This window comes from Streptomyces sp. NPDC101237, assembly GCF_044767465.1.
Lineage (GTDB): Bacteria > Actinomycetota > Actinomycetes > Streptomycetales > Streptomycetaceae > Streptomyces > Streptomyces gramineus.
Genome location: NZ_JBIWNY010000013.1, coordinates 1 through 18729, shown reverse-complemented (window position 1 = coordinate 18729; position 18729 = coordinate 1). Strand labels below are relative to the sequence as shown.

Sequence of the window (18729 nt, the reverse complement as noted above, 5' to 3'; positions counted from 1 at the left end):
GCCGGGCCGCCGCCGGATCCGGCCGTTTCGGCCTAGTCTGGAGACATGGACGGCCAGGACCCGGTCTGTCCCGTGTGCGGGCGGACCGTCGAGGAAGTGGTGCATCGGCACAAGACGCTGGGAGCATGGGTTCCCGTCTGGGGACCGGGCCCCTGCCGCAATCCGGACTGCGCCGGGAACCGAGGCCAGGAGCGGCAGTCGCCGGCACCTTCCCCGGCGGCCGAGTCCGCGGGCGGCACGGACCCGCCGACGCCCTAGCGTGGACGCCATGACCGCACTTGTGAACATCCTGCACATCACCGAGCGCTCCCTGTGGGAGGACGCCCGCGCGCGGGGCCGCTACGAGCAGTCCACCCGCGGCCGCACCCTCCAGGAGGAGGGCTTCATCCACTGCTCCACCCGCGACCAGCTCCCGCGCATCGCCGCCTTCCTGTACGGCTCCTACGACGGACCGGACGAGCTGGTGGTGCTCGTGGTGGACCCGGCGCGGGTCGGGGTGCCCGTGAAGTGGGAGGCGGTGGACCCGGACGGCGAGGAGTTCCCGCACGTGTACGGACCGATCCCGGTCCCGGCCGTCGTGGCCGTGGAACCTTGGCCCCGTGCGGTCCCGGACGGGAGCTAGGCCCTGGCCGGCAGGCCGCCCGTCTCCGGGTCCCGGCCGGTCAGGCAGTAGAGGCCGCCCGCCGGGTCCCGCAGCACCGTCCAGTGGCGGCCGTCGGCCACGTGCACGGCGCCGAGTTCCTCGTGCCGGGCCCGGGTCGCCGCGATGTCCGCGCAGGCCAGGTCGAGGTGGGCGGTGGCGGGCCGCTCCTCGGCCAGCCGCTGGAGCAGGATCCGTACGGGCAGCCCGGCCGGCGGCCGCAGCACCCGGAACTCCGGCAGCGAACCGGTCAGCGGCTCCCAGCCGGTCAGCTCCGACCAGAACGCGGTCTCCGCCTCGTACGCGGACGGCGGGATGTCGAGGCTGACCTGGTCGAGCCGGCTGCCCGCGACGACCGGCGGCCGTACCGACTCGCCCTGCCAGGGCACCGCGCACCACGACTGGCCGCCCGGCGAGCGCAGCACGGCCCAGCCGTCGTGCTCGGCCACCGGCTCGGCGCCCAGCTCCCGGGCGCGCTTCACCAGGCCCGGCACGTCCTCGGCGCACAGGTCCAGGTGGGCTCCGCCGGGCCCCGCGTCGACACCCTGGACCTTGACGCAGGCGTCGACGCCGTTGGCCGGCAGCAACGTCACGAACTCGTCGTCCTGCCCGCGCGGCGCGGACAGGAAAGTGCCGGTGACGGCCGTCCAGAAGGCGTGGGCGGCGGCGAGGTGCGCGGCGGGCCGGTCGGCGAAGGCGTACGTCCAGCGGATGGTCATGGTGGGGATCGTAGAGGGGCTGCCTCGGGGGTCAGCGGTCCCGGTGTTCGGTGAAGCGCAGCAGGTTGCCCGCCGGGTCCCGGAACGCGCAGTCCCGCACGCCCCAGTGCTGGTCGGTCGGCTCCTGGACCACATCACCGCCGTGCTCCCGCACCCGCTCGTAGAGCGCGTCGCAGTCGGTGGTGGAGAAGATGACCCCGCGCAGCATGCCCTTGGCGAGCAGCTCGGCCATGGCCTGCCGGTCGGCGGGGGAGGCGTCCGGGTTGGCGCCGGGCGGCTCCAGCACGATCTCCACGCCCGGCTGCCGCGGCGAGCCGACGGTCACCCAGCGCATCCCCTCGAACGACACGTCGTTGTGGACCTCCAGGCCGAGGACGTCCCGGTAGAAGGCCAGGGCCTTGTCATGGTCGTCGACGGCGATGAAACACTGCGCGAGTTTTACGTCCATGGGGTCAGGCTAGGAGGAAACGGCCGGTCGTGCCGCACCGGTCGGCGCCCTCAGCTCATCGCCCAGACGTAGGGGTCGTGGCCGGCGGGCGGGGCGGGACGGCCGGGAGCGCGGACGCCCGCGGCGCCGGCCAGGGCCTCGGTCACATGGGCTGCGGTGACGGCCGGCGGGCCGTCCCGGTCCGCGGCCGCGCGAGCGGTCCGGGCCAGCGCGGCCGCCTCGTCGAGCAGCGCGAGGGCCGAGCCGGGCAGCGCCCGGTCCGGGACGTGGTCACGGGCGAGGGCGGCGGCCGCGGCGAACGCCTCGTCGGTGAGCGCCACGGCGTGGTGCTCCTCCAGACGGGCCCGTCCGGCGCGCAGGATCCCGGGCAGGTCGGCGGCGGGCGGCTCGTCGAGCGGGACGGGCTGCAGCAGGCGGTCCAGTCCCCGGTCGGGGTCACGGCGGTCGTACTCCGCGTCCGTACAGGCGCCGAAGGCCCGCACGCCCGGCGTCTCCAGGAGCGGGCGGAGCAGCCCGAGGGGGGTGGCGGTGCCCTCGGGCAGGCGCAGCGGGGTGAGGGCACCGGGCAGGTACAGGAGCAGTCCCGTGCCATCCGCGATCTCGTCGAGGAGACCGGCGACCAAGGCGGTGCCGCGGGCGCGGTGGCGCGGGTCGGCCAGGACGGCGGCCAGGTCCAGTGCGCGGACCCGGCGGCCGAGCAGCGCGTCCGGTGCCCGGCCCGCCTCGACGGCTCGCGCCACCCCGACGGCCACGGCTTCCTTGCCCACCCCCGGCGCCCCGGTGAGCAGCGGGATCCGGCGGTCGCGGCGGGTCAGGACGCGCAGCACCCGGTCGATCTCCGCGGCGCGGCCGACGACGGGCGGGGCGCCGGCGGCCGGATCCCGGGTGAGGGAGTCCAGCAGGGCCGTGGCGGCCGGGGGCGTGAGGGGCGTGCGCGGGCGTTCGGGGTCGACTCGGGTCCGCGCGAGGACGTCCGTCAGCACGGGGTCGGCGGTGGCCAGCAGGGCGAGCAGGACGTGGAAGGGCTGCACGATCCTGTGGCCGAGCCGGTCGGCCTCCCGCGGCGCCCGTTCGAACACGCCGCCGGCCGCACCGCTCAGGGGCAGGTACTCGCCGGGTTCGACGGTGCCGCCGCCCAGGGCCTCGGCCAGGGCCGCGCGCAGTTCTTCGGCGGGTGCGCCGAGCTGTCGTACGACCTCGGAGGCGTCGTCGTCGAGCAGCGCCAGCAGGACGTGGCCGGGCTCGACGTACCAGTGCCTGAGCGCACGTGCCTGACCGCGGGCCAGGTCGGCGACGTCCCGCGCGCGGTCACTGAACCTCTCGTACACGGCTCACCTCCGTCAGGTCCGCGCCGGCCCTCAGGGTGTGCGGGTGGTCCGGGCCGAGCAGCCGCTCCCGGGCCGCCACCACCTCCCGCAGCAGCGCCAGGGCCTCCGCCCGGCCGCCCGCGAACGCCAGGTTGCGGGCCAGCAGGTGCAGGGTCCGCAGAGTGTGCGGGTGGTCCGGGCCCAGTACCCGCCCCCGGTCCGCGAGCAGCACCCGGAGCATGCCGACCGCCTCCTGCCGGTGCCCCGCCTCGCCCAGGTTCACGGCGAGGAACTGCCGGGTGCGCAGGGTGTCCGGGTGGTCGGGGCCGAGCAGCCGCAGCTGATCGGCGAGGAGCGGGCGCAGCAGCCCGGCCGCCTCCGCGGGGCTGCCGGCGCCGCCGAGGCTGTGCGCGTGGGACTGGCGGCCGCGCAGGGTGTCCTCGTGCTCGGCGCCCAGGATCCGGGTCTGTTCCTCGACGACGTCCCGCAGCAGCGCGGCGGCTCCGGTCCAGTCCCCGGCCCGGCCCCGCTCGACGGCGACGGTGTGGCGGCGGCGCAGTGCGGGTCCGGCGGTGGCGCCGAACGCGCGGTTGACGCCGAGGACGGCCGAACCGGCGGTGCCGGCGCCCCGGTTGAGCGGTGTGGACAGGCCCTCGGCGGCCATGACCGCGCTCAGCCTGCGGAAGAGGTCGTCGACGGTGAGCAGTTCGGGTCCGCCGACGACTCCTTCGCGCAGCAGCCGGATCAACCGGCCGGAGAACGCGGTGTGTTCCTCGCCCGGCAGGACGAGGGCGACCTGGTCGCGCTGGGCGGAGGTCAGGACGTAGGTGCCGGCCACCTCCAGCCGGTCGATCGGCCCGGTGCCGCCGCCGAGCGGGTCGCCGACGGCCCGGCCGGAGAAGCAGCAGTCCAGGACCACCACCTTGGTCCTGGCGGGCGAGTCGAGGACGGCGTCGCGCAGTTTGCCGTACTCCAGGGAGTTGAACTCGGGCGCCTCCCAGCGGCTGTCCGGCAGCGCCAGGTAGAGGCTGTGACGGCGGCCGGCGACCAGGCCGTGCCCGGCGTAGTGGACCAGCAGGAGGTCCTCGGCGCCGGCGACGGCGGCGCGCAGCCGGTCGCCGACCGTGCGCAGGTCGCCGTCGTCGAGCAGCACCGTGCAGTGGTCCTCGGGGACGAGCGGGTAAGGGGGTCCGGTGAGCAGCGCGGCGAGGTCGGTGACGGTGCGTTCGACGACCGGCAGGTCCGGCAGCGCCGGGTCGCAGTAGCGGCTCGCGCCGATCAGGACGACCCGGGAGCGGTGGGGGTCGGGCAGGCTCACCTCAGCGGTCCTGTTCCGGCCGCTCCTCCAGGGCCTGGCGCAGGATCTCGGCCACGTCCTCGCGGCTGACCCGCCTGGCGTCGATCTCGACGGCCGGGCCGTGCTCGTGCCGGACGGTCAGTTTCACGTCGCTGCGGCGCGGTTGTGTGATCCAGGCGCGCAGGCAGGAGGCGAGCACGGTGAGCGGGCCGCCCGCGCCCAGCAGGACGGAGACCGTGTCGAGGGGCGCGCCCAGCCGGCCCTCGGCCGGGGCGGCACCGCTCAGCCGGACCCGGCCGGCGAGCGCGGGTTCGCCGCTGAGCCAGTCGGTCAGGGACTCGGCGTCCGCGACCGGTGCGGGACTCCGGACGCAGATGATTGCAGTTGCCACGATTTCCCCCGATGCGTGCACGGACGTCGCCCGGCGCGCGCACGCGGCACGCGGCCCGCGCCGGGCGACGCCGTCGGCCGTGACGGTCAGTGTAGAGCGGTGGCGGCGGAACGTGACCCGGTCAGTACGGACGGCGACGGGGCCGGGTGAAGGTGCGGGCCACGCAGGACGGGATCGCCGTGCTCTCCTCGTGGTCCCGCGCCCGGTAGGCGCTCGGGGTCTGACCGACCAACTCGGTGAAGCGCGAGCTGAAGGAGCCGAGCGAGGTGCAGCCGACCGCCATGCACACCTCCGTCACCGTGAGGTCGCCGCGCCGCAGCAGCGCCTTGGCCCGTTCCACGCGCCGGGTCATGAGGTAGCCGTACGGCGTCTCGCCGAAGGCCTTGCGGAAGCTGCGCTGGAAGTGTCCCGGGGACATGAGGGCCGTCCGCGCCAGTTCGGTCATGTCGAGCGGTTCGGCGTACTCGCGGTCCATGCGGTCGCGCGCCCGGCGCAGCCGCCGCAGGTCCTCCAGGGTCATGGCCTCAGCATCGCATGGGCGTCCCGCACGCGGACCGGTGTTCTTGAACCTTCGTTTGCCTCCGGTTCGCGCGCCATTGGCTCGCGCTTGTTTGCATTAAGGAATGGACCACATCACGTTCCTCGTGGCGGTCGTGATCGTCACTGCACTGGCTTTCGACTTCACCAATGGGTTCCATGACACGGCGAACGCGATGGCCACGTCCATCGCGACCGGTGCGCTCAGACCGAAGACGGCCGTCCTGATCAGTGGTGTGCTGAATCTGGTCGGGGCCTTCCTCTCCACGGAGGTCGCCAAAACGATCTCCGGCGGCATCGTGAACGACGCGAAGGTGAGCCCGGCGATGATCTTCGCGGGGCTGGTCGGGGCGATCCTGTGGAATCTCCTCACCTGGCTGGTCGGACTGCCCTCCAGCTCCTCGCACGCCCTGTTCGGCGGTCTGATCGGCGCCGTGTGGGTCGGCGCCGGCTCCGGCGCGGTCCACTTCGACAAGGTGCTCGAGAAGATCATCATCCCGGCGTTCGCCTCGCCGGTGGTGGCGGGCGTCGCCGCGCTGATCGCGACGTACTGCGCGTACAAACTCACCGCACGCGGCCGCGAGGCGTCGGTGACCAGGGGCTTCCGGCTCGGGCAGATCGGCTCGGCCTCGCTGGTCTCGCTCGCGCACGGCACCAACGACGCCCAGAAGACCATGGGCATCATCACCCTGACCCTGATCTCGGTCGGCGCGCTCCCGGGCGACTCCGGCCCGCCGGTCTGGGTGATCTTCTGCGCCGGCCTCGCCATCGCGCTGGGCACCTACATCGGCGGCTGGCGGATCATCCGGACCATGGGCAAGGGCCTGACCGAGATCGAGTCCCCGCAGGGCTTCGCCGCGGAGACCGCCTCCACGGCCGTCATCCTGACCTCGGCCCACCTGGGCTTCGCGCTGTCCACCACGCAGGTCGCCTCCGGATCCATCCTCGGGGCGGGTCTCGGCCGGCGGCTCGCGGAGGTCCGCTGGGGCATCGCGGGTCGCATGGTGGCCGCCTGGCTGGTCACCCTGCCGTGCGCGGCGCTGGTCGGCGGCATCTCGGCGGCCGCGGTCAAGCACGGCGGCAACTTCGGGACGGTCGTGGTGGCGCTGGTCGGCGCCGCGCTCGCGACCGGCATCGTCCTGTTGTCGCGCCGCAACCCGATCGACGCGAAGAACGTCAACGACAGCCACGAGGTCGCCGTCCGCACGACGCCTCCGTCCCACGTCGGCACCGCCGCCTGACCGAGGGAGTACCCGTGAACATCGACTGGACCGCACTCGGCGAGGTCACCGCGGTGAGCATAGGAGTTACCTTCGCAGTGGTGGTCGTCTTCGCCTTCGGCGTCCTCGGGCTCGCCCGCCGCGAGGGAGCCAAGGAGCGCGGCGGCACCAGCACCGTGGGCGCCGCCCAGGCGGGGCTGTGCTTCCTGGCCTGCGCGGCCGTGGTGGCGTACGGCATCTACCTGATCGTCCCGCAGTTCCACTGACCCGCCGATCCACAAGCCGCTGAGGAGGACTGGATGACGACGCCGGACCTGCTGTCCGACCTGGCCGACCTGAAGGTCGACTACAGCGACCCGGACGACCCCGTGCTCATCCGCCCGGACGGATCCCCGATCGAAACCTGGCGGGAGAACTACCCGTACCCGCGGCGCATGGAGCGCAAGGAGTACGAGTGGCACAAGCGGCTCCAGCAGATCGAGCTGCTCAAGCTGCAGACCTGGATCAAGGAGACCGGCCGCCGGATCGTCATCGTCTTCGAGGGACGGGACGCGGCCGGCAAGGGCGGCACCATCAAGCGCTTCACGGAGCACCTGAACCCCCGGGGCGCGCGCGTGGTGGCGCTGGAGAGGCCCACCGAGCGCGAGAGCGGCCAGTGGTACTTCCAGCGCTACGTTCAGCACTTGCCGACGGCCGGTGAGATCGTCCTCTTCGACCGGTCCTGGTACAACCGGGCCGGCGTGGAGCGGGTCATGGGCTTCTGCTCGGACGACGAGTACCGGCGCTTCATGCGGCAGGCCCCGCTGTTCGAACGGATGCTGGTGGACGACGGCGTGGACCTGGTGAAGTTCTGGTTCTCCGTCTCGCAGGGCGAGCAGCGGACCCGGTTCACCATCCGCCAGGTCGACCCGGTACGGCAGTGGAAGCTCAGCCCGATGGACCTGGCCTCGCTGGACCGCTGGGACGACTACACGGCCGCGAAGGTCGCGATGTTCCGGGAGACGGACACCGAGTACGCCCCCTGGACGGTGGTCAAGAGCAACGACAAGAAGCGGGCGCGCGTCGAGGCCATGCGCAGCGTCCTGGCCCGCTTCGACTACGCCAACAAGGACGAGGAGGTCGTCGGCAGCCCGGACCCGCGGATCGTGGGCGCGGCGGCGGGCCTCCTGGAGGCCGGCGAGGACGACCACCACTAGCCACGACCGCGCGGGGGCCGGCCGGATCTCCGGCCGGCCCCCGCGCGACTCCCGCACCGTCACGGGGGACAAGACGACCGCACCCGGCCCGCCTGGCCGCCGAGGTGGCGGTCTGCGGGCCGGGTGCGGCGCGGCGACGGAGAAGGTCAGGCCTTCTTGGTCTCCCAGAAGATCTTGTCGATCTCGGCGATGAGCTCCAGGGCCTTCTCGCCGGTCTTCGGGTCCGTGGACGCCTTGGCGGCGGACAGGGCCTTCAGGGTGTCGTTCACCAGCACGTGCAGCTGGGGGTACTTCTCGAAGTGCGGGGGCTTGAAGTAGTCGCTCCAGAGCACCGAGACGTGGTGCTTGGCGAGCTCGGCGCGCTGCTCCTTGATGACGGTGGCGCGCGCCTGGAAGTGCGGGTCGTCGTTGGCGGCCATCTTCTCCTGCACGGCCTTCACCGACTCCGCCTCGATGCGGGCCTGGGCCGGGTCGTACACACCGCAGGGCAGGTCGCAGTGCGCGCTGACCTTGACCTTGGGGGCAAACAGGCGGGAAAGCATGGAGCATTCCTTCCTCGTGATCGTCTTCTCAGGTGGGACATTACTCCCTGGGAAGCCTGATTTCGCGAGTGCCCCCATGGGCTTAGGACAAAAGTCCAGGGTCAGACTGGGACTGGTGGAGGAACGGACCGGGGAGGTGCCGGCGATGCCGGAGCTGTCGCAGGAGACCGAGCGGGGGAGGGGCGCCGCGCCCTTCGGACTGGCCGAGGTGACCGGCCCGTCGATGGTGCCCACGCTGTACCAGGGGGATCAGCTCCTGGTCCGGTACGGGGCCCGGGTCAGGGCCGGTGACGTCGTCGTCCTGCGCCACCCCTTCCAGCAGGACCTGCTGGTCGTCAAGCGGGCCGTCGAGCAGCGCGAGGGCGGCTGGTGGGTGCTCGGGGACAACGCGTTCGCGGGCGGCGACAGCACGGACTACGGGACCGTGCCGCAGGAGCTGATCCTCGGCCGTGCCCTGTTCCGCTGGCGGCCGCTCAGGGCCGGTCAGCGTTCGCCGCTGGCACTGGCGCGCTGGGCGCTCTCGGCGGCCCGTCCGGTGCTCGCCGACCGCTCCAGCCGCTCGGGCCGGTCCGCCTCCAGGCGTTTGCGGGCCCGGTAGGCGGCCACGTTGGCGCGGGTCGCGCAACGGTCCGAGCAGTAGCGCCGGGAGCGGTTGGTGGAGGTGTCGAGGTAGGCGTTGCGGCACGGCGGCGCCTCGCACAGGCCGAGCCGGTCCACGCCGTACTCGGTGAGGTGGAACGCCAGGCCCATCGCCGCGATCGCCGCGTAGCCCGCGGTGGCGTTGGAGGGGTGGTCGGCCAGGTGCATGTGCCACAGCGGGCGGTCGTCCTCGTCCCGGTGGTCGTGGCCGGAGATCTGCGGTGAGACCGGGAATTCGAGCAGGAGCGAGTTGAGCAGGTCGACGGCGAGCGTCTCGTCGCCCTGGTCGGCCGCCTCGAAGACCGCGCGCAGCCGGGCCCGCACCGAGCGGAAGCGCGTGACGTCGGCGTCGGTGGTGCGGCGGGCCGCCGACGCGTTGACCCCGAAGAGGTCGCGGACGGCCTCGACCGAGGTCAGGGAGTCCTTGCCCCGGGCCGGTTCCTCGCTGTTGACGAGCCGGACGGCGTAATCCGAGTAATAGGCCAGTTCCACTTGTAGTCCTTACGAGGGTGTTCTACGGTCAGTGGTGCGGTCGGGTAACAGCCGGTCGTGCATCCAGGGTATTACGTGACGCATGCGGCGGAGGGTTGCCATGACGGACGCGCAGACGACCACGACCGGGGCGGACTGGCGGGCCTGGCAGGAGAGCTGGGACCGGCAGCAGGAGTGGTACATGCCGGACCGGGAGGACCGCTTCCGGATCATGCTCGACATGGTCGAGGCGCTCGTCGGCACGGCCCCGCGGGTCCTCGACCTCGCGTGCGGCACCGGCACCATCACCGCCCGGCTGCTCGCCCGCTTCCCGGCGGCGGTGAGCGTCGGCGTCGACCTCGACCCGGCCCTGCTCGCCATCGCCGAGGGCACCTTCGCGGGCGACGAGCGGGCCACGTTCGTCGCCGCCGACCTCAAGGACCCCGAGTGGCGCGCGCGGCTGCCGTACGCCTCGTACGACGCCGTCCTGACCGCCACGGCCCTGCACTGGCTGCACAGCGAACCCCTCGCGGCCCTCTACGGTCAGGTCGCGGAACTCGTCCGCGACGGCGGTGTCTTCATGAACGCGGACCACATGATCGACGACAGCACGCCCCGGATCAACGCGGCGGAACGGGCGCAGCGGCATCTGCGGATGGATCAGGCCAAGGCGGCGGGGGCGCTCGACTGGGCCCAGTGGTGGCAACTGGCCGCGCAGGACCCGGTACTGGCCGGACCGACCGCCCGCCGGTTCGAGATCTACGGCGAGCACGCCGACGGCGACGTGCCGTCGGCCGCGTGGCACGCGCGGGTGCTGCGGGAGAAGGGCTTCGCGGAGGCCAGGCCGGTGTGGTGCTCGCCCTCGGACACGCTCCTGCTCGCGGTCCGCTGAACGCCCGAGGGGCGGTACGAGACTTCTCGTACCGCCCCTCGCGTGTCGTACGCGCTACAGCACCTTCGACAGGAACGACTTCGTGCGGTCGTGCTGCGGGTCGGTCAGCACGTCGCGCGGGTGGCCGGACTCGACCACCACGCCGTCGTCCATGAAGACCAGGCTGTCGCCGACCTCACGGGCGAACCCCATCTCGTGGGTGACGACGATCATCGTCATGCCGTCCTCGGCCAGGTCCCGCATCACGTCCAGGACCTCGCCGACCAGCTCCGGGTCGAGCGCGGAGGTCGGCTCGTCGAACAGCATCAGCTTCGGCTGCATGGCGAGCGCGCGGGCGATCGCGACGCGCTGCTGCTGGCCGCCGGAGAGCTGCGCCGGGTAGTGGCCCTTGCGGTCGCCCAGACCCACCCGGTCCAGCAGCCGCTCGGCGCGCTCCCTGGCCACCGCCTTGGCCTCGCGCTTGACCTGGACCGGCGCCTCCATGACGTTCTCCAGCGCCGTCATGTGCGGGAAGAGGTTGAAGCGCTGGAACACCATGCCGATGTCCCGCCGCTGCGCCGCGACCTCCTTCTCCTTCAGCTCGTAGAGCTTGTCGCCCTGCTGCCGGTAGCCGACCAGCCGGCCGTCCACGTACAGCCGGCCGGCGCTGATCTTCTCCAGGTGGTTGATGCACCGCAGGAACGTGGACTTGCCGGAACCGGACGGGCCGATCAGGCAGAACACCTCGCGCGGCAGCACCTCCAGGTCGATGCCCTTGAGGATGTGCGCGAGACCGAAGGACTTGTGCACGCCCTCGGCCTTGACCATCGGGGCGCCGCTGCTCGGCGGGGTGATGTCCTTGGCGAGACCGGTCATCGGGCCACCTCCGGGCGGCGGAACGAACCGAACAGTCGGAGGTTCTTGCGCAGCCGCTGGAACGGCGTCGGCGGCAGGTTGCGTGTCGAACCGCGGGCGTAACGCCGCTCCAGGTAGTACTGGCCGACGCTGAAGACGCTGGTGAGGATCAGGTACCAGATCGACGCGACGAAGTACATCTCCACGATCGCCAGCGAGGTGCTGGAGATGTCCTGGGCGCGTTTGATCAGTTCGTTGAACTGCACCGCGTACGCCAGTGACGAGGTCTTGAGCATGTTGATGAACTCGTTGCCGGTCGGCGGCACGATCACGCGCATCGCCTGCGGCAGGACCACCCGGCGCAGCGTCTGCCCACCGGTCATGCCCAGCGCGTGCGACGCCTCGGTCTGGCCCTCGTCGACCGACTGGATGCCGGCCCGGACGATCTCCGACATGTACGCGGCCTCGTTCAGGCCGAGACCCAGCAGCGCCGCCAGGAACGGCGTCATCACCTGGTTCATCTCGTCCTTGTAGAACCCCAGGTTGAGGATGGGGAACACGAGGGAGAGGTTGTACCAGAGCAGCAGCTGCACCAGTACCGGGGTGCCGCGGAAGAACCAGACGTACAGCCAGCCCACGGTGCTGGTGACGGGGTTCGAGGACATCCGCATCACCGCGAGGACGATGCCGAGCACCAGGCCCAGGACCATCGCGAGCACCGAGATGTACAGCGTGTGCCAGACGCCGGACAGGATGGTCCCGTCCGTCAGATAGTCCGGGATGATGCCGTAGTTGATGTTCGCGTTGGAGAAGGCGATACCGATCAGCACCAGGACGGCGATGACGGCGACGCCGGCCACCCAGCGGCCGTAGTGGCGCACCGGGATGGCCTTGATCTGCTCCGGCGGCACCGACGGCGCCGGAGTCTTGTCGACCGTGTCAGTCACAGGGTCAGCCCTTCAGTCTTGCCCGGGGTGCTCAGGAGCCGCCGTTGATCTTCGACTCGGTGACCCCGCCCTGCGTGACGTTCCACTTCGCCAGGATCTTGCCGTACTCGCCGTTCTTGACGATCGCGTCGAGGGCGGCCTGCAGGGCGTCACGCAGCTGGGTGTTCTCCTTGGTGACGGCGATGCCGTAGGGGCCGGCCTCGATCTGGTCGCCGACGACCTCGAAGTCCTTGCCGCCGCCGGAGGTCTTGGCGTTGTAGGCCGCGACCGGGAAGTCGTTCAGGTCGGCGACGGACGCACCCTGCTTCAGCCGGAGCAGCGCCTCGGGGTCGGTGTCGAAGGTCTGCAGGGTGATGGCCTTCTTGCCGTCCTTCGTACACTTCGTGCTCTGCGCCTTGGCGATGCCCTCGGAGGTGGTGCCCTGCTGCAGGGCGACGACCTTGCCGCACAGGTCGTCCAGCGTCTTGATGCCCTTCGGGTTGCCCTTCTGGACGAGGATCGAGGTGCCGGCGGTGAAGTAGTCGACGAAGTCGACGCCGTTGCCGACCTTCTTGCCGGTGTCGGAGTCGATGCCGTTCTGGCGGTCCTTGGTGTCGTTCATCGCCGACATCACCATGTCGAACCGCTTGGACTGCAGACCCACGATCAGCTGGGCGAACTTGCCGTTCTGGAAGTCGAACCTGACTCCCAGCTGCTTGCCCAGCGCGTCCGCGATGTCGGGGTCGACACCGACGGCCTTGCCACCCTGCATGTACTCGACCGGCGGGTAGGCGATGTCCGAGCCCACCTTGATCACACCGGCCTTGCGGATGCTGTCCGGCAGCTTGCTCGCCAGCGGGGCCGAGGACGAGGAGGAGCCGGAGTCACTGCCCTTGTCCGTCTGGTCACCGCAACCGGTGAGGATCAGGGCGCCTGCGACCGCGATCGCACCGAACGCTGCGGTCCTGGAGCGCGCGACAGTGGTACGACGGGTGGAGCTAGCGGTCATGGTGGGTTCCTCCGGCGGTGGGTTGAACAAGCCGATATACCGATGTGCCTGATATGTCGATATGCCGATGGGTCGACGGAAACACACACCATCGGGTGTCGCGACCTCGTGGGTTTACGGCATCCTGCCATCGGGATTGCTCCATACAGGTGTGTCACGATGTCAAAATCGGATAACGGGTGACCCCCGGAACGCGTCGGGCACCGCTTTCCCCGATCCACCGCCCCGCACATCTGCGGGAAGCCGGCCCTTGGGCCGGAAGATCTGCGGTTCACCGCCGGTTCATCCCGGACCCCACTCCGCGGTCGCCTGCCGGCCGCTCGCGCCGCTCATCTGTCGAATGGCTACGACATCCGTGATGTGACCTTGCGCCTATTCGACTCGTCGCGGGTGGCATCCGTCCGGTAAGAAGGTTCTTTACACCCCTCATCCGGGGCTCCAGGGCGCGTGTGCGGCGCGCCCGTCGCGCAGGTGCTCGTACGTGCCACTCGTACGTATCAGTCATCGGGCTCTGCGCGGTGCCCGTCCGTTCCCTCACCGGGAGCGGCCGACCCTCAACCATGCATACCTAAGGGGTAAGACAAGTGGCAGCGGAGATCGTCAATCCTCGCAGCGACAACACGCCGGGCGCTTCGGACCAGGACGGAGGGGCCGAGCCCCTCGATTCCTTCGATCCGGCGTTCGCGCTCCACCGCGGCGGCAAGATGGCCGTGCAGGCCACCGTGCCGATCCGTGACAAGGACGACCTTTCCCTCGCGTACACGCCCGGAGTCGCGCGCGTGTGCACCGCGATCGCGGAACAGCCCGAGCTGGTCAACGACTACACGTGGAAGTCGTCCGTCGTGGCCGTCGTCACCGACGGCACGGCCGTGCTCGGGCTCGGGGACATCGGTCCCGAGGCCTCCCTCCCCGTGATGGAGGGCAAGGCCATCCTCTTCAAGCAGTTCGGCGGCGTGGACGCGGTCCCGATCGCCCTCGCCTGCACCGACGTCGACGAGATCGTGGAGACCGTCGTCCGGCTCGCTCCCTCGTTCGGCGGAGTCAACCTGGAGGACATCTCGGCACCGCGGTGCTTCGAGGTCGAGCGCAAGCTCCAGGAGCGGCTGGACATCCCCGTCTTCCACGACGACCAGCACGGCACGGCCGTCGTGACGCTGGCGGCGCTGCGGAACGCGGCCCGTCTCAGCCGCCGGGAGATCGGCCAGTTGCGGGCGGTGATCTCGGGCGCCGGCGCGGCCGGGGTCGCCATCGCCAAGATGCTGGTCGAGGCCGGCATCGGGGACGTCGCCCTGGCCGACCGCAAGGGCGTCATCTCGGTGGACCGCGAGGACCTGACCGCCGTCAAGCGCGAGGTCGCCGGGTTCACCAACAAGGCCGGGATCAAGGGCACCCTGGAGGACGCGCTGGCCGGCGCGGACGTCTTCATCGGCGTCTCCGGCGGCACGGTCGCGGAGGAGGCCGTCGCCTCCATGGCCGAGGGCGCTTTCGTGTTCGCCATGGCCAACCCGAACCCTGAGGTGCACCCCGACGTCGCCCACAAGTACGCGGCGGTCGTCGCCACCGGGCGGTCGGACTTCCCGAACCAGATCAACAACGTGCTGGCGTTCCCCGGCATCTTCGCGGGCGCCCTCCAGGTGCGGGCCTCCCGGATCACCGAGGGGATGAAGATCGCCGCGGCGGAGGCGCTGGCGTCGGTCGTCGGTGACGATCTCGCCGCCGACTACGTCATCCCGTCGCCGTTCGACGAGCGGGTCGCCCCGGCGGTGACCGCGGCGGTGGCCGCGGCGGCACGAGCCGAAGGAGTCGCCCGGCGCTGACATTGCGCCGAAGGGCCCCGCCTTTCCGGGCGGGGCCCTTTCCTTTGCGGCCGGCGGTCCGTTGGAGTGCCGGTGGGGTGGCCGTGGGGGAGGGCGCCGCTCCCGGTCGTCCGGTCCGGGGGCGGGGCCGGCCGTGCCGCCCGCCGCGGTGGTGCCGCCCACCCGACGCGGCCCGGCCCCCCCATGCACGCGGTACGCGGTGCGCAAGAGGGGATGTGTCACAGCGGCCCCCGGTTTCGCCCTCGGCCCCGGGAACCTATCGTCGGTCCCATGTTCGCCGTCTACGCCGCCCGAATCGACCGCGACCAGCCGCTCCAGGGCCTTGAGTTGGGGGAACGTCCCGCCCCCGGGGCCCGGCCCGGCTGGAGCACCGTCGACGTCCGGGCAGCCTCCCTCAACCATCACGACCTCTGGTCCCTGCGCGGCGTCGGCCTCCCGGAGGACCGGCTGCCGATGATCCTCGGCTGTGACGCCGCGGGCGTCGACGCGGACGGCAACGAGGTCGTCCTGCACTCCGTGATCGGGCAGAGCGGCCACGGGGTCGGGCCGCACGAGCCCCGCTCCATCCTCACCGAGCGCTACCAGGGCACCTTCGCCGAACAGGTCGCGGTCCCGACCTGGAACATCCTGCCCAAGCCCCGGGAGCTGTCCTTCGCCGAGGCCGCCTGCCTGCCCACCGCCTGGCTGACGGCGTACCGGATGCTGTTCACGAACGCGAGCGTCCGTCCGGGTGACTCGGTCCTCGTGCAGGGCGCGGGCGGCGGGGTCGCCACCGCGGCCATCGTGCTCGGCAAGGCCGCGGGTCTGCGGATCTTCGCGACCAGCCGGGACGAGGCCAAGCGCAAGCGAGCCCTGGAACTCGGCGCCGTCGAGGCGGTGGAACCGGGAGCCCGGCTGCCGCGGCGGGTGGACGCCGTGATCGAGACCGTCGGCGCCGCGACCTGGTCCCACTCGGTGAAGTCGCTGCGGCCCGGGGGCACCCTCGTCATCTCCGGCGCCACCAGCGGCGACCGGCCCTCGCACGCCGAGCTGACCCGGATCTTCTTCCTGGAACTGAAGGTCGTGGGCTCGACCATGGGGACCAAGGACGAGCTGGAGGACCTGCTCGCCTTCTGCGCCGCCACCGGGGTGCGCCCCGTCATCGACGAACTGCTCCCGCTCGACCGGGCCCGCGAGGGCTTCCAGCGACTGGAGTCCGGCGACCAGTTCGGGAAGATCGTCCTGACCGCTGCCTGAGCCGGAGGAACGGGGAGCCGGAGTTCCGGCTTCCCCGCGGGCGTTCCTCAGGGCTTCGGGCCGCGCAGCAGCGCTCCGATGCGGGCCGCCGCCGTCGACAGGTGGCGACGGGTGTCGTCGAGCTGCTCCGCGGTGACGCCGTGGTCGCGGGCCGCGTCCCGGATGTCGTCGCGGAAGCGGTCCAGGAGCCGGTCCAGATCGCGGGCCGGGTCCCCGGTGCCCTCGCCGTGCGCCCACTCGGGGACGTACTGGGCCGGGAAGTCCTCCGGGGTCCGCGCGTACTCCGGTGTCGGCGCGGGCGCTGTCTTGCGGAGGTCCGGGCCGGATCCGGGCGGCGGCTCGGTGCGGCCGCCGAAGCCGAAGTCCTTGCCGAACCCCTTGCCGTAGTCCTTGCCGAACTCGCCGAATTCCTTGGCGAGTTCGGTCAGGCCCTCGCGGACCCCGGTGGGCCAGTCCCCGCGCGCGAAGTGTTCCTGGACCCGGTGGGCGATCCGCTGCATCTCCTCCTGGGCCTGGGCGCGGGCCCGGGTCTGCGCCTCCTGGGCGGCCCGGCGGGCCCGCTGGGCCTCCTCACGTGCCCGGCGGCTCTCGTCCTTGGCGCGGCGGGCCTGCTCCTTCCACTCCTGCTTGACGCGCCGCATCTCCTCCTTGGCGGCCCGCCAGGACTCCTTGTCACCGAGATCGCCGAACTCCCCGGCGCCGGCGCCGCTGCCCGCCGAGCCCCCGCGCCGGGCCTCCGAGGCGGCCGCGCGCACCTCGCGGCGCAGATCACCGGCGGCGCCGCGGACGTCGGCCCTTATCTCGGCGGCCAGTTCTGCCACGGATTCACGGATCTCCAGCTCCAGGTCGGCCAGCTCACCGCCGCGGTCGGCCAGTTCGGCCCGGCCGGCGTCGGTGATGGCGTAGACCTTGCGGCCGCCCTCGGTGGTGTGGGTGACCAGGCCCTCGGCCTCCAGCTTGGCCAGGCGGGGGTAGACGGTGCCGGCCGACGGTGCGTACAGGCCCTGGAAGCGTTCTTCGAGGAGGCGGATCACCTCGTAGCCGTGGCGCGGGGCCTCGTCCAGCAGCTTGAGCAGGTAGAGACGGAGACGGCCGTGAGCGAAGACGGGAGGCATGTCAGAGCACCTTCTTGTCGGTTGCGCCGCCGGCCGTCTCGTCGTCCTCCTTGGGCGGGCGGCGCAGCAGGGCGATGGAGCCGGAGACCGTGGTGGCGCGGAGCTTGCCGTTGCCCGCGCCGAGGCGGCCGGTGATCTTGTGGGCGCCCCACTGGCCGTGCACCCGCAGTCCGTCGAACGCGTTGGAGATCGTGCCGCTCGCGGTGTTGGCCTCCACCTCGGCGTCGGCCGGGTGCGGCAGCCGGATGGCGATCTCACCGGAGACGCTGGTCAGCCGAACGTCAGTCGGTCCGTCCGGGTCCAGGTCGACGATCATGGAACCGCTGACCGAGTCGGCGCGCACGGCGGAGCCCGAGCCCTCGACGACGGTCAGATCCCCGGAGACGGAGTTGAACCGCAGGTCACCGGTGACGGCCTGGGCCTCCAGGTTCCCCGAGACGGTGTCGGCGCGGACTTCGCCGGCGAGACCGACCAGGGTGGTGTCACCGGTGACGCCCTTGACCACCGACGTGCCGGTGATCCCGGAGACGACGGCGGCGGCGCCGACCACGCCCACCTCGACCCGCGTGTCGGCCGGCACGGTGAGCGTGACGACCGCGCTGCGCCGCCAGCCCTTGGGGTCGAGCCACTTGAGGAAGCCCTTCCAGGGCAGGTCGTCGTAGGCCACCGTGAGGGTGCCGTCCTGGTGCGTGACGATCAGGGGCGGGCCTTCGATCTCGGAGACCTCCAGGCGCGCGGAACCCTCGTCGGTTCCCACGACGTTGACTGTTCCGTTGACGATGCGCACGTGCAGATCGCTCACGGGCGCATCGAAGGCGAGCTTCCTGGGCTCAGCGACGGACCACTCGGACATGGTGCGGGCCTCCCTCGGCCGGGCATGACGGCTGGATACGGACACGCCGGCACGGTTCGCGCCATATCGCGTCTTCCGTAAACACGATATATCGTGGCCGCCGGAAGTCAAGGCACCCTTTCGTGTGACCGGTTGCGCGTGTGGCTGACCGACGGCGGGGTCGGCGGCGGTGAACGGAAGGCCCCGTGCCGGGCGCGGTGGGCCGCGTGGCGCGATGGGCCGCACGTCGAGCGGCGAGGGGCCGGAGTGCTTACCGTGTGTCCATGGCGACCGAGGAACACCGGGGCGCCCGCCCCCGGCCCCCAGGAGCGGGCACGCGGACCGTGACGGGCGAGGACGGCATCCCGAGGGCCCGTCGGCTGGCCCTGGCCGAGATGGCGGTGGGACTGCCGGCCGCCGCATGGGGAGCACGGCGGCGCAGCCTGGGATGGACCGCCGCCGGGACGGTGCTGCTGGTGCACGGGGCGCTGGAACTGTCGTACGAGACGGTGTTCCCCCGGGACTGACCGTGGGCTGACCGTGGTGCGGGGGGGGGGGGGGGGGGGCGCCCCCCCCCCCCGCCCCCCCCCCCCCCCCGGGGGGCCCCCCCCCCCCCCCCCCCCGCGGGGGCGCCCGCCGGGCCACGCAGGGGGGGGGTGGG

22 protein-coding genes are annotated in these 18729 nt (G+C 72.0%); 9 read left to right on the top strand and 13 right to left on the bottom strand.

From position 1 onward, the window contains the following. The first annotated feature begins 268 nt into the window (after window positions 1-268). Entirely contained in the window at window positions 269-622 is a 354-nt protein-coding gene (locus ACIRQ9_RS20845) for a DUF952 domain-containing protein (protein WP_404175209.1), read from the top strand. On the opposite strand, the gene ACIRQ9_RS20840 is transcribed toward ACIRQ9_RS20845, so the two are convergent. The 6 genes from ACIRQ9_RS20840 to ACIRQ9_RS20815 all read right to left on the bottom strand — a co-directional run bounded on the left by ACIRQ9_RS20840 (window position 619) and on the right by ACIRQ9_RS20815 (window position 5322). Beyond that, window positions 619-1359, bottom strand: a complete 741-nt coding sequence (locus ACIRQ9_RS20840; protein WP_404175206.1) for a VOC family protein — start codon at window positions 1357-1359, stop codon at window positions 619-621. The genes ACIRQ9_RS20845 and ACIRQ9_RS20840 overlap by 4 nt on opposite strands. A gap of 31 nt (window positions 1360-1390) precedes the next feature. Beyond that, window positions 1391-1807, bottom strand: coding sequence for a VOC family protein (locus ACIRQ9_RS20835; RefSeq protein WP_404175203.1), 417 nt, complete (start codon window positions 1805-1807; stop codon window positions 1391-1393). A gap of 50 nt (window positions 1808-1857) precedes the next feature. Then, window positions 1858-3135 (bottom strand): Clp protease N-terminal domain-containing protein, encoded by a 1278-nt coding sequence (locus ACIRQ9_RS20830; RefSeq protein ID WP_404175201.1) that lies wholly within the window; start codon window positions 3133-3135, stop codon window positions 1858-1860. Next, the gene (locus ACIRQ9_RS20825) at window positions 3116-4432 is read right to left on the bottom strand and encodes a tetratricopeptide repeat protein (RefSeq protein WP_404175198.1); all 1317 of its coding nucleotides are present in this window, start codon (window positions 4430-4432) and stop codon (window positions 3116-3118) included. Before ACIRQ9_RS20825 ends, ACIRQ9_RS20830 begins: the two co-directional genes overlap by 20 nt. A gap of 1 nt (window position 4433) precedes the next feature. Further along, window positions 4434-4802 (bottom strand): hypothetical protein, encoded by a 369-nt coding sequence (locus ACIRQ9_RS20820; protein ID WP_404175196.1) that lies wholly within the window; start codon window positions 4800-4802, stop codon window positions 4434-4436. Between the two features lie 121 nt (window positions 4803-4923). After that, window positions 4924-5322 (bottom strand): helix-turn-helix transcriptional regulator, encoded by a 399-nt coding sequence (locus ACIRQ9_RS20815; RefSeq protein WP_404175193.1) that lies wholly within the window; start codon window positions 5320-5322, stop codon window positions 4924-4926. A 103-nt stretch (window positions 5323-5425) separates the two neighbouring features. Here ACIRQ9_RS20815 and ACIRQ9_RS20810 point away from each other — a divergent pair, with 103 nt between their 5' ends. Genes ACIRQ9_RS20810 through ppk2 form a run of 3 tightly spaced genes read left to right on the top strand, consistent with a single transcriptional unit; the run spans window position 5426 to window position 7755 of the window. Further along, complete coding sequence (locus ACIRQ9_RS20810; protein WP_404175190.1) at window positions 5426-6580, top strand: anion permease; 1155 nt, start codon at window positions 5426-5428, stop codon at window positions 6578-6580. 14 nt (window positions 6581-6594) lie between these two features. After that, window positions 6595-6825 (top strand): hypothetical protein, encoded by a 231-nt coding sequence (locus ACIRQ9_RS20805; protein ID WP_404175187.1) that lies wholly within the window; start codon window positions 6595-6597, stop codon window positions 6823-6825. A 33-nt stretch (window positions 6826-6858) separates the two neighbouring features. After that, window positions 6859-7755, top strand: coding sequence for a polyphosphate kinase 2 (ppk2, locus tag ACIRQ9_RS20800; protein WP_404175184.1), 897 nt, complete (start codon window positions 6859-6861; stop codon window positions 7753-7755). A gap of 146 nt (window positions 7756-7901) precedes the next feature. Here the strand turns inward: ppk2 and sodN are convergent, their stop codons facing one another. After that, window positions 7902-8297, bottom strand: a complete 396-nt coding sequence (gene sodN / locus ACIRQ9_RS20795; RefSeq protein WP_055634112.1) for a superoxide dismutase, Ni — start codon at window positions 8295-8297, stop codon at window positions 7902-7904. Window positions 8298-8442: 145 nt separating this feature from the next. On the opposite strand from sodN, the gene sodX reads away from it, so the two are divergent. Beyond that, window positions 8443-8895, top strand: coding sequence for a nickel-type superoxide dismutase maturation protease (gene sodX, locus ACIRQ9_RS20790; RefSeq protein WP_404175760.1), 453 nt, complete (start codon window positions 8443-8445; stop codon window positions 8893-8895). Here sodX and ACIRQ9_RS20785 read toward each other — a convergent pair. Next, window positions 8781-9428 carry a CGNR zinc finger domain-containing protein gene (locus ACIRQ9_RS20785; RefSeq protein WP_404175181.1) on the bottom strand — a complete coding sequence of 216 codons (648 nt, stop codon included), beginning with the start codon at window positions 9426-9428 and terminating at the stop codon, window positions 8781-8783. The genes sodX and ACIRQ9_RS20785 overlap by 115 nt on opposite strands. 100 nt (window positions 9429-9528) lie before the next feature. Between ACIRQ9_RS20785 and ACIRQ9_RS20780 the strand changes: the two genes are divergently transcribed. Then, complete coding sequence (locus ACIRQ9_RS20780) at window positions 9529-10299, top strand: class I SAM-dependent methyltransferase (RefSeq protein ID WP_404175178.1); 771 nt, start codon at window positions 9529-9531, stop codon at window positions 10297-10299. A gap of 54 nt (window positions 10300-10353) precedes the next feature. Here the strand turns inward: ACIRQ9_RS20780 and ACIRQ9_RS20775 are convergent, their stop codons facing one another. The 3 genes from ACIRQ9_RS20775 to ACIRQ9_RS20765 are packed head-to-tail and all read right to left on the bottom strand — an operon-like array spanning window position 10354 to window position 13068. Further along, the gene (locus ACIRQ9_RS20775; RefSeq protein WP_363014173.1) at window positions 10354-11154 is read right to left on the bottom strand and encodes an amino acid ABC transporter ATP-binding protein; all 801 of its coding nucleotides are present in this window, start codon (window positions 11152-11154) and stop codon (window positions 10354-10356) included. After that, window positions 11151-12080 (bottom strand): amino acid ABC transporter permease, encoded by a 930-nt coding sequence (locus ACIRQ9_RS20770; RefSeq protein WP_404175173.1) that lies wholly within the window; start codon window positions 12078-12080, stop codon window positions 11151-11153. The genes ACIRQ9_RS20775 and ACIRQ9_RS20770 overlap by 4 nt, the downstream gene beginning before the upstream one ends. 31 nt (window positions 12081-12111) lie before the next feature. Next, window positions 12112-13068 (bottom strand): ABC transporter substrate-binding protein, encoded by a 957-nt coding sequence (locus tag ACIRQ9_RS20765; protein WP_404175170.1) that lies wholly within the window; start codon window positions 13066-13068, stop codon window positions 12112-12114. Between the two features lie 584 nt (window positions 13069-13652). On the opposite strand from ACIRQ9_RS20765, the gene ACIRQ9_RS20760 reads away from it, so the two are divergent. Both ACIRQ9_RS20760 and ACIRQ9_RS20755 read left to right on the top strand, forming a co-directional pair. Further along, complete coding sequence (locus tag ACIRQ9_RS20760; protein WP_404175167.1) at window positions 13653-14885, top strand: NADP-dependent malic enzyme; 1233 nt, start codon at window positions 13653-13655, stop codon at window positions 14883-14885. 270 nt (window positions 14886-15155) lie between these two features. Next, window positions 15156-16121, top strand: coding sequence for a zinc-binding dehydrogenase (locus tag ACIRQ9_RS20755; protein WP_404175164.1), 966 nt, complete (start codon window positions 15156-15158; stop codon window positions 16119-16121). A 47-nt stretch (window positions 16122-16168) separates the two neighbouring features. Here ACIRQ9_RS20755 and ACIRQ9_RS20750 read toward each other — a convergent pair whose 3' ends face one another. Then, entirely contained in the window at window positions 16169-17236 is a 1068-nt protein-coding gene (locus tag ACIRQ9_RS20750; protein ID WP_404175160.1) for a helix-turn-helix transcriptional regulator, read from the bottom strand. A 1-nt stretch (window position 17237) separates the two neighbouring features. Next, on the bottom strand, window positions 17238-18089 hold the full coding sequence (locus ACIRQ9_RS20745; protein WP_404175157.1) for a DUF4097 family beta strand repeat-containing protein: 852 nt from the start codon (window positions 18087-18089) through the stop codon (window positions 17238-17240). 263 nt (window positions 18090-18352) lie between these two features. On the opposite strand from ACIRQ9_RS20745, the gene ACIRQ9_RS20740 reads away from it, so the two are divergent. Next, window positions 18353-18595, top strand: coding sequence for a hypothetical protein (locus ACIRQ9_RS20740; protein WP_404175154.1), 243 nt, complete (start codon window positions 18353-18355; stop codon window positions 18593-18595). Window positions 18596-18729: the final 134 nt, after the last annotated feature.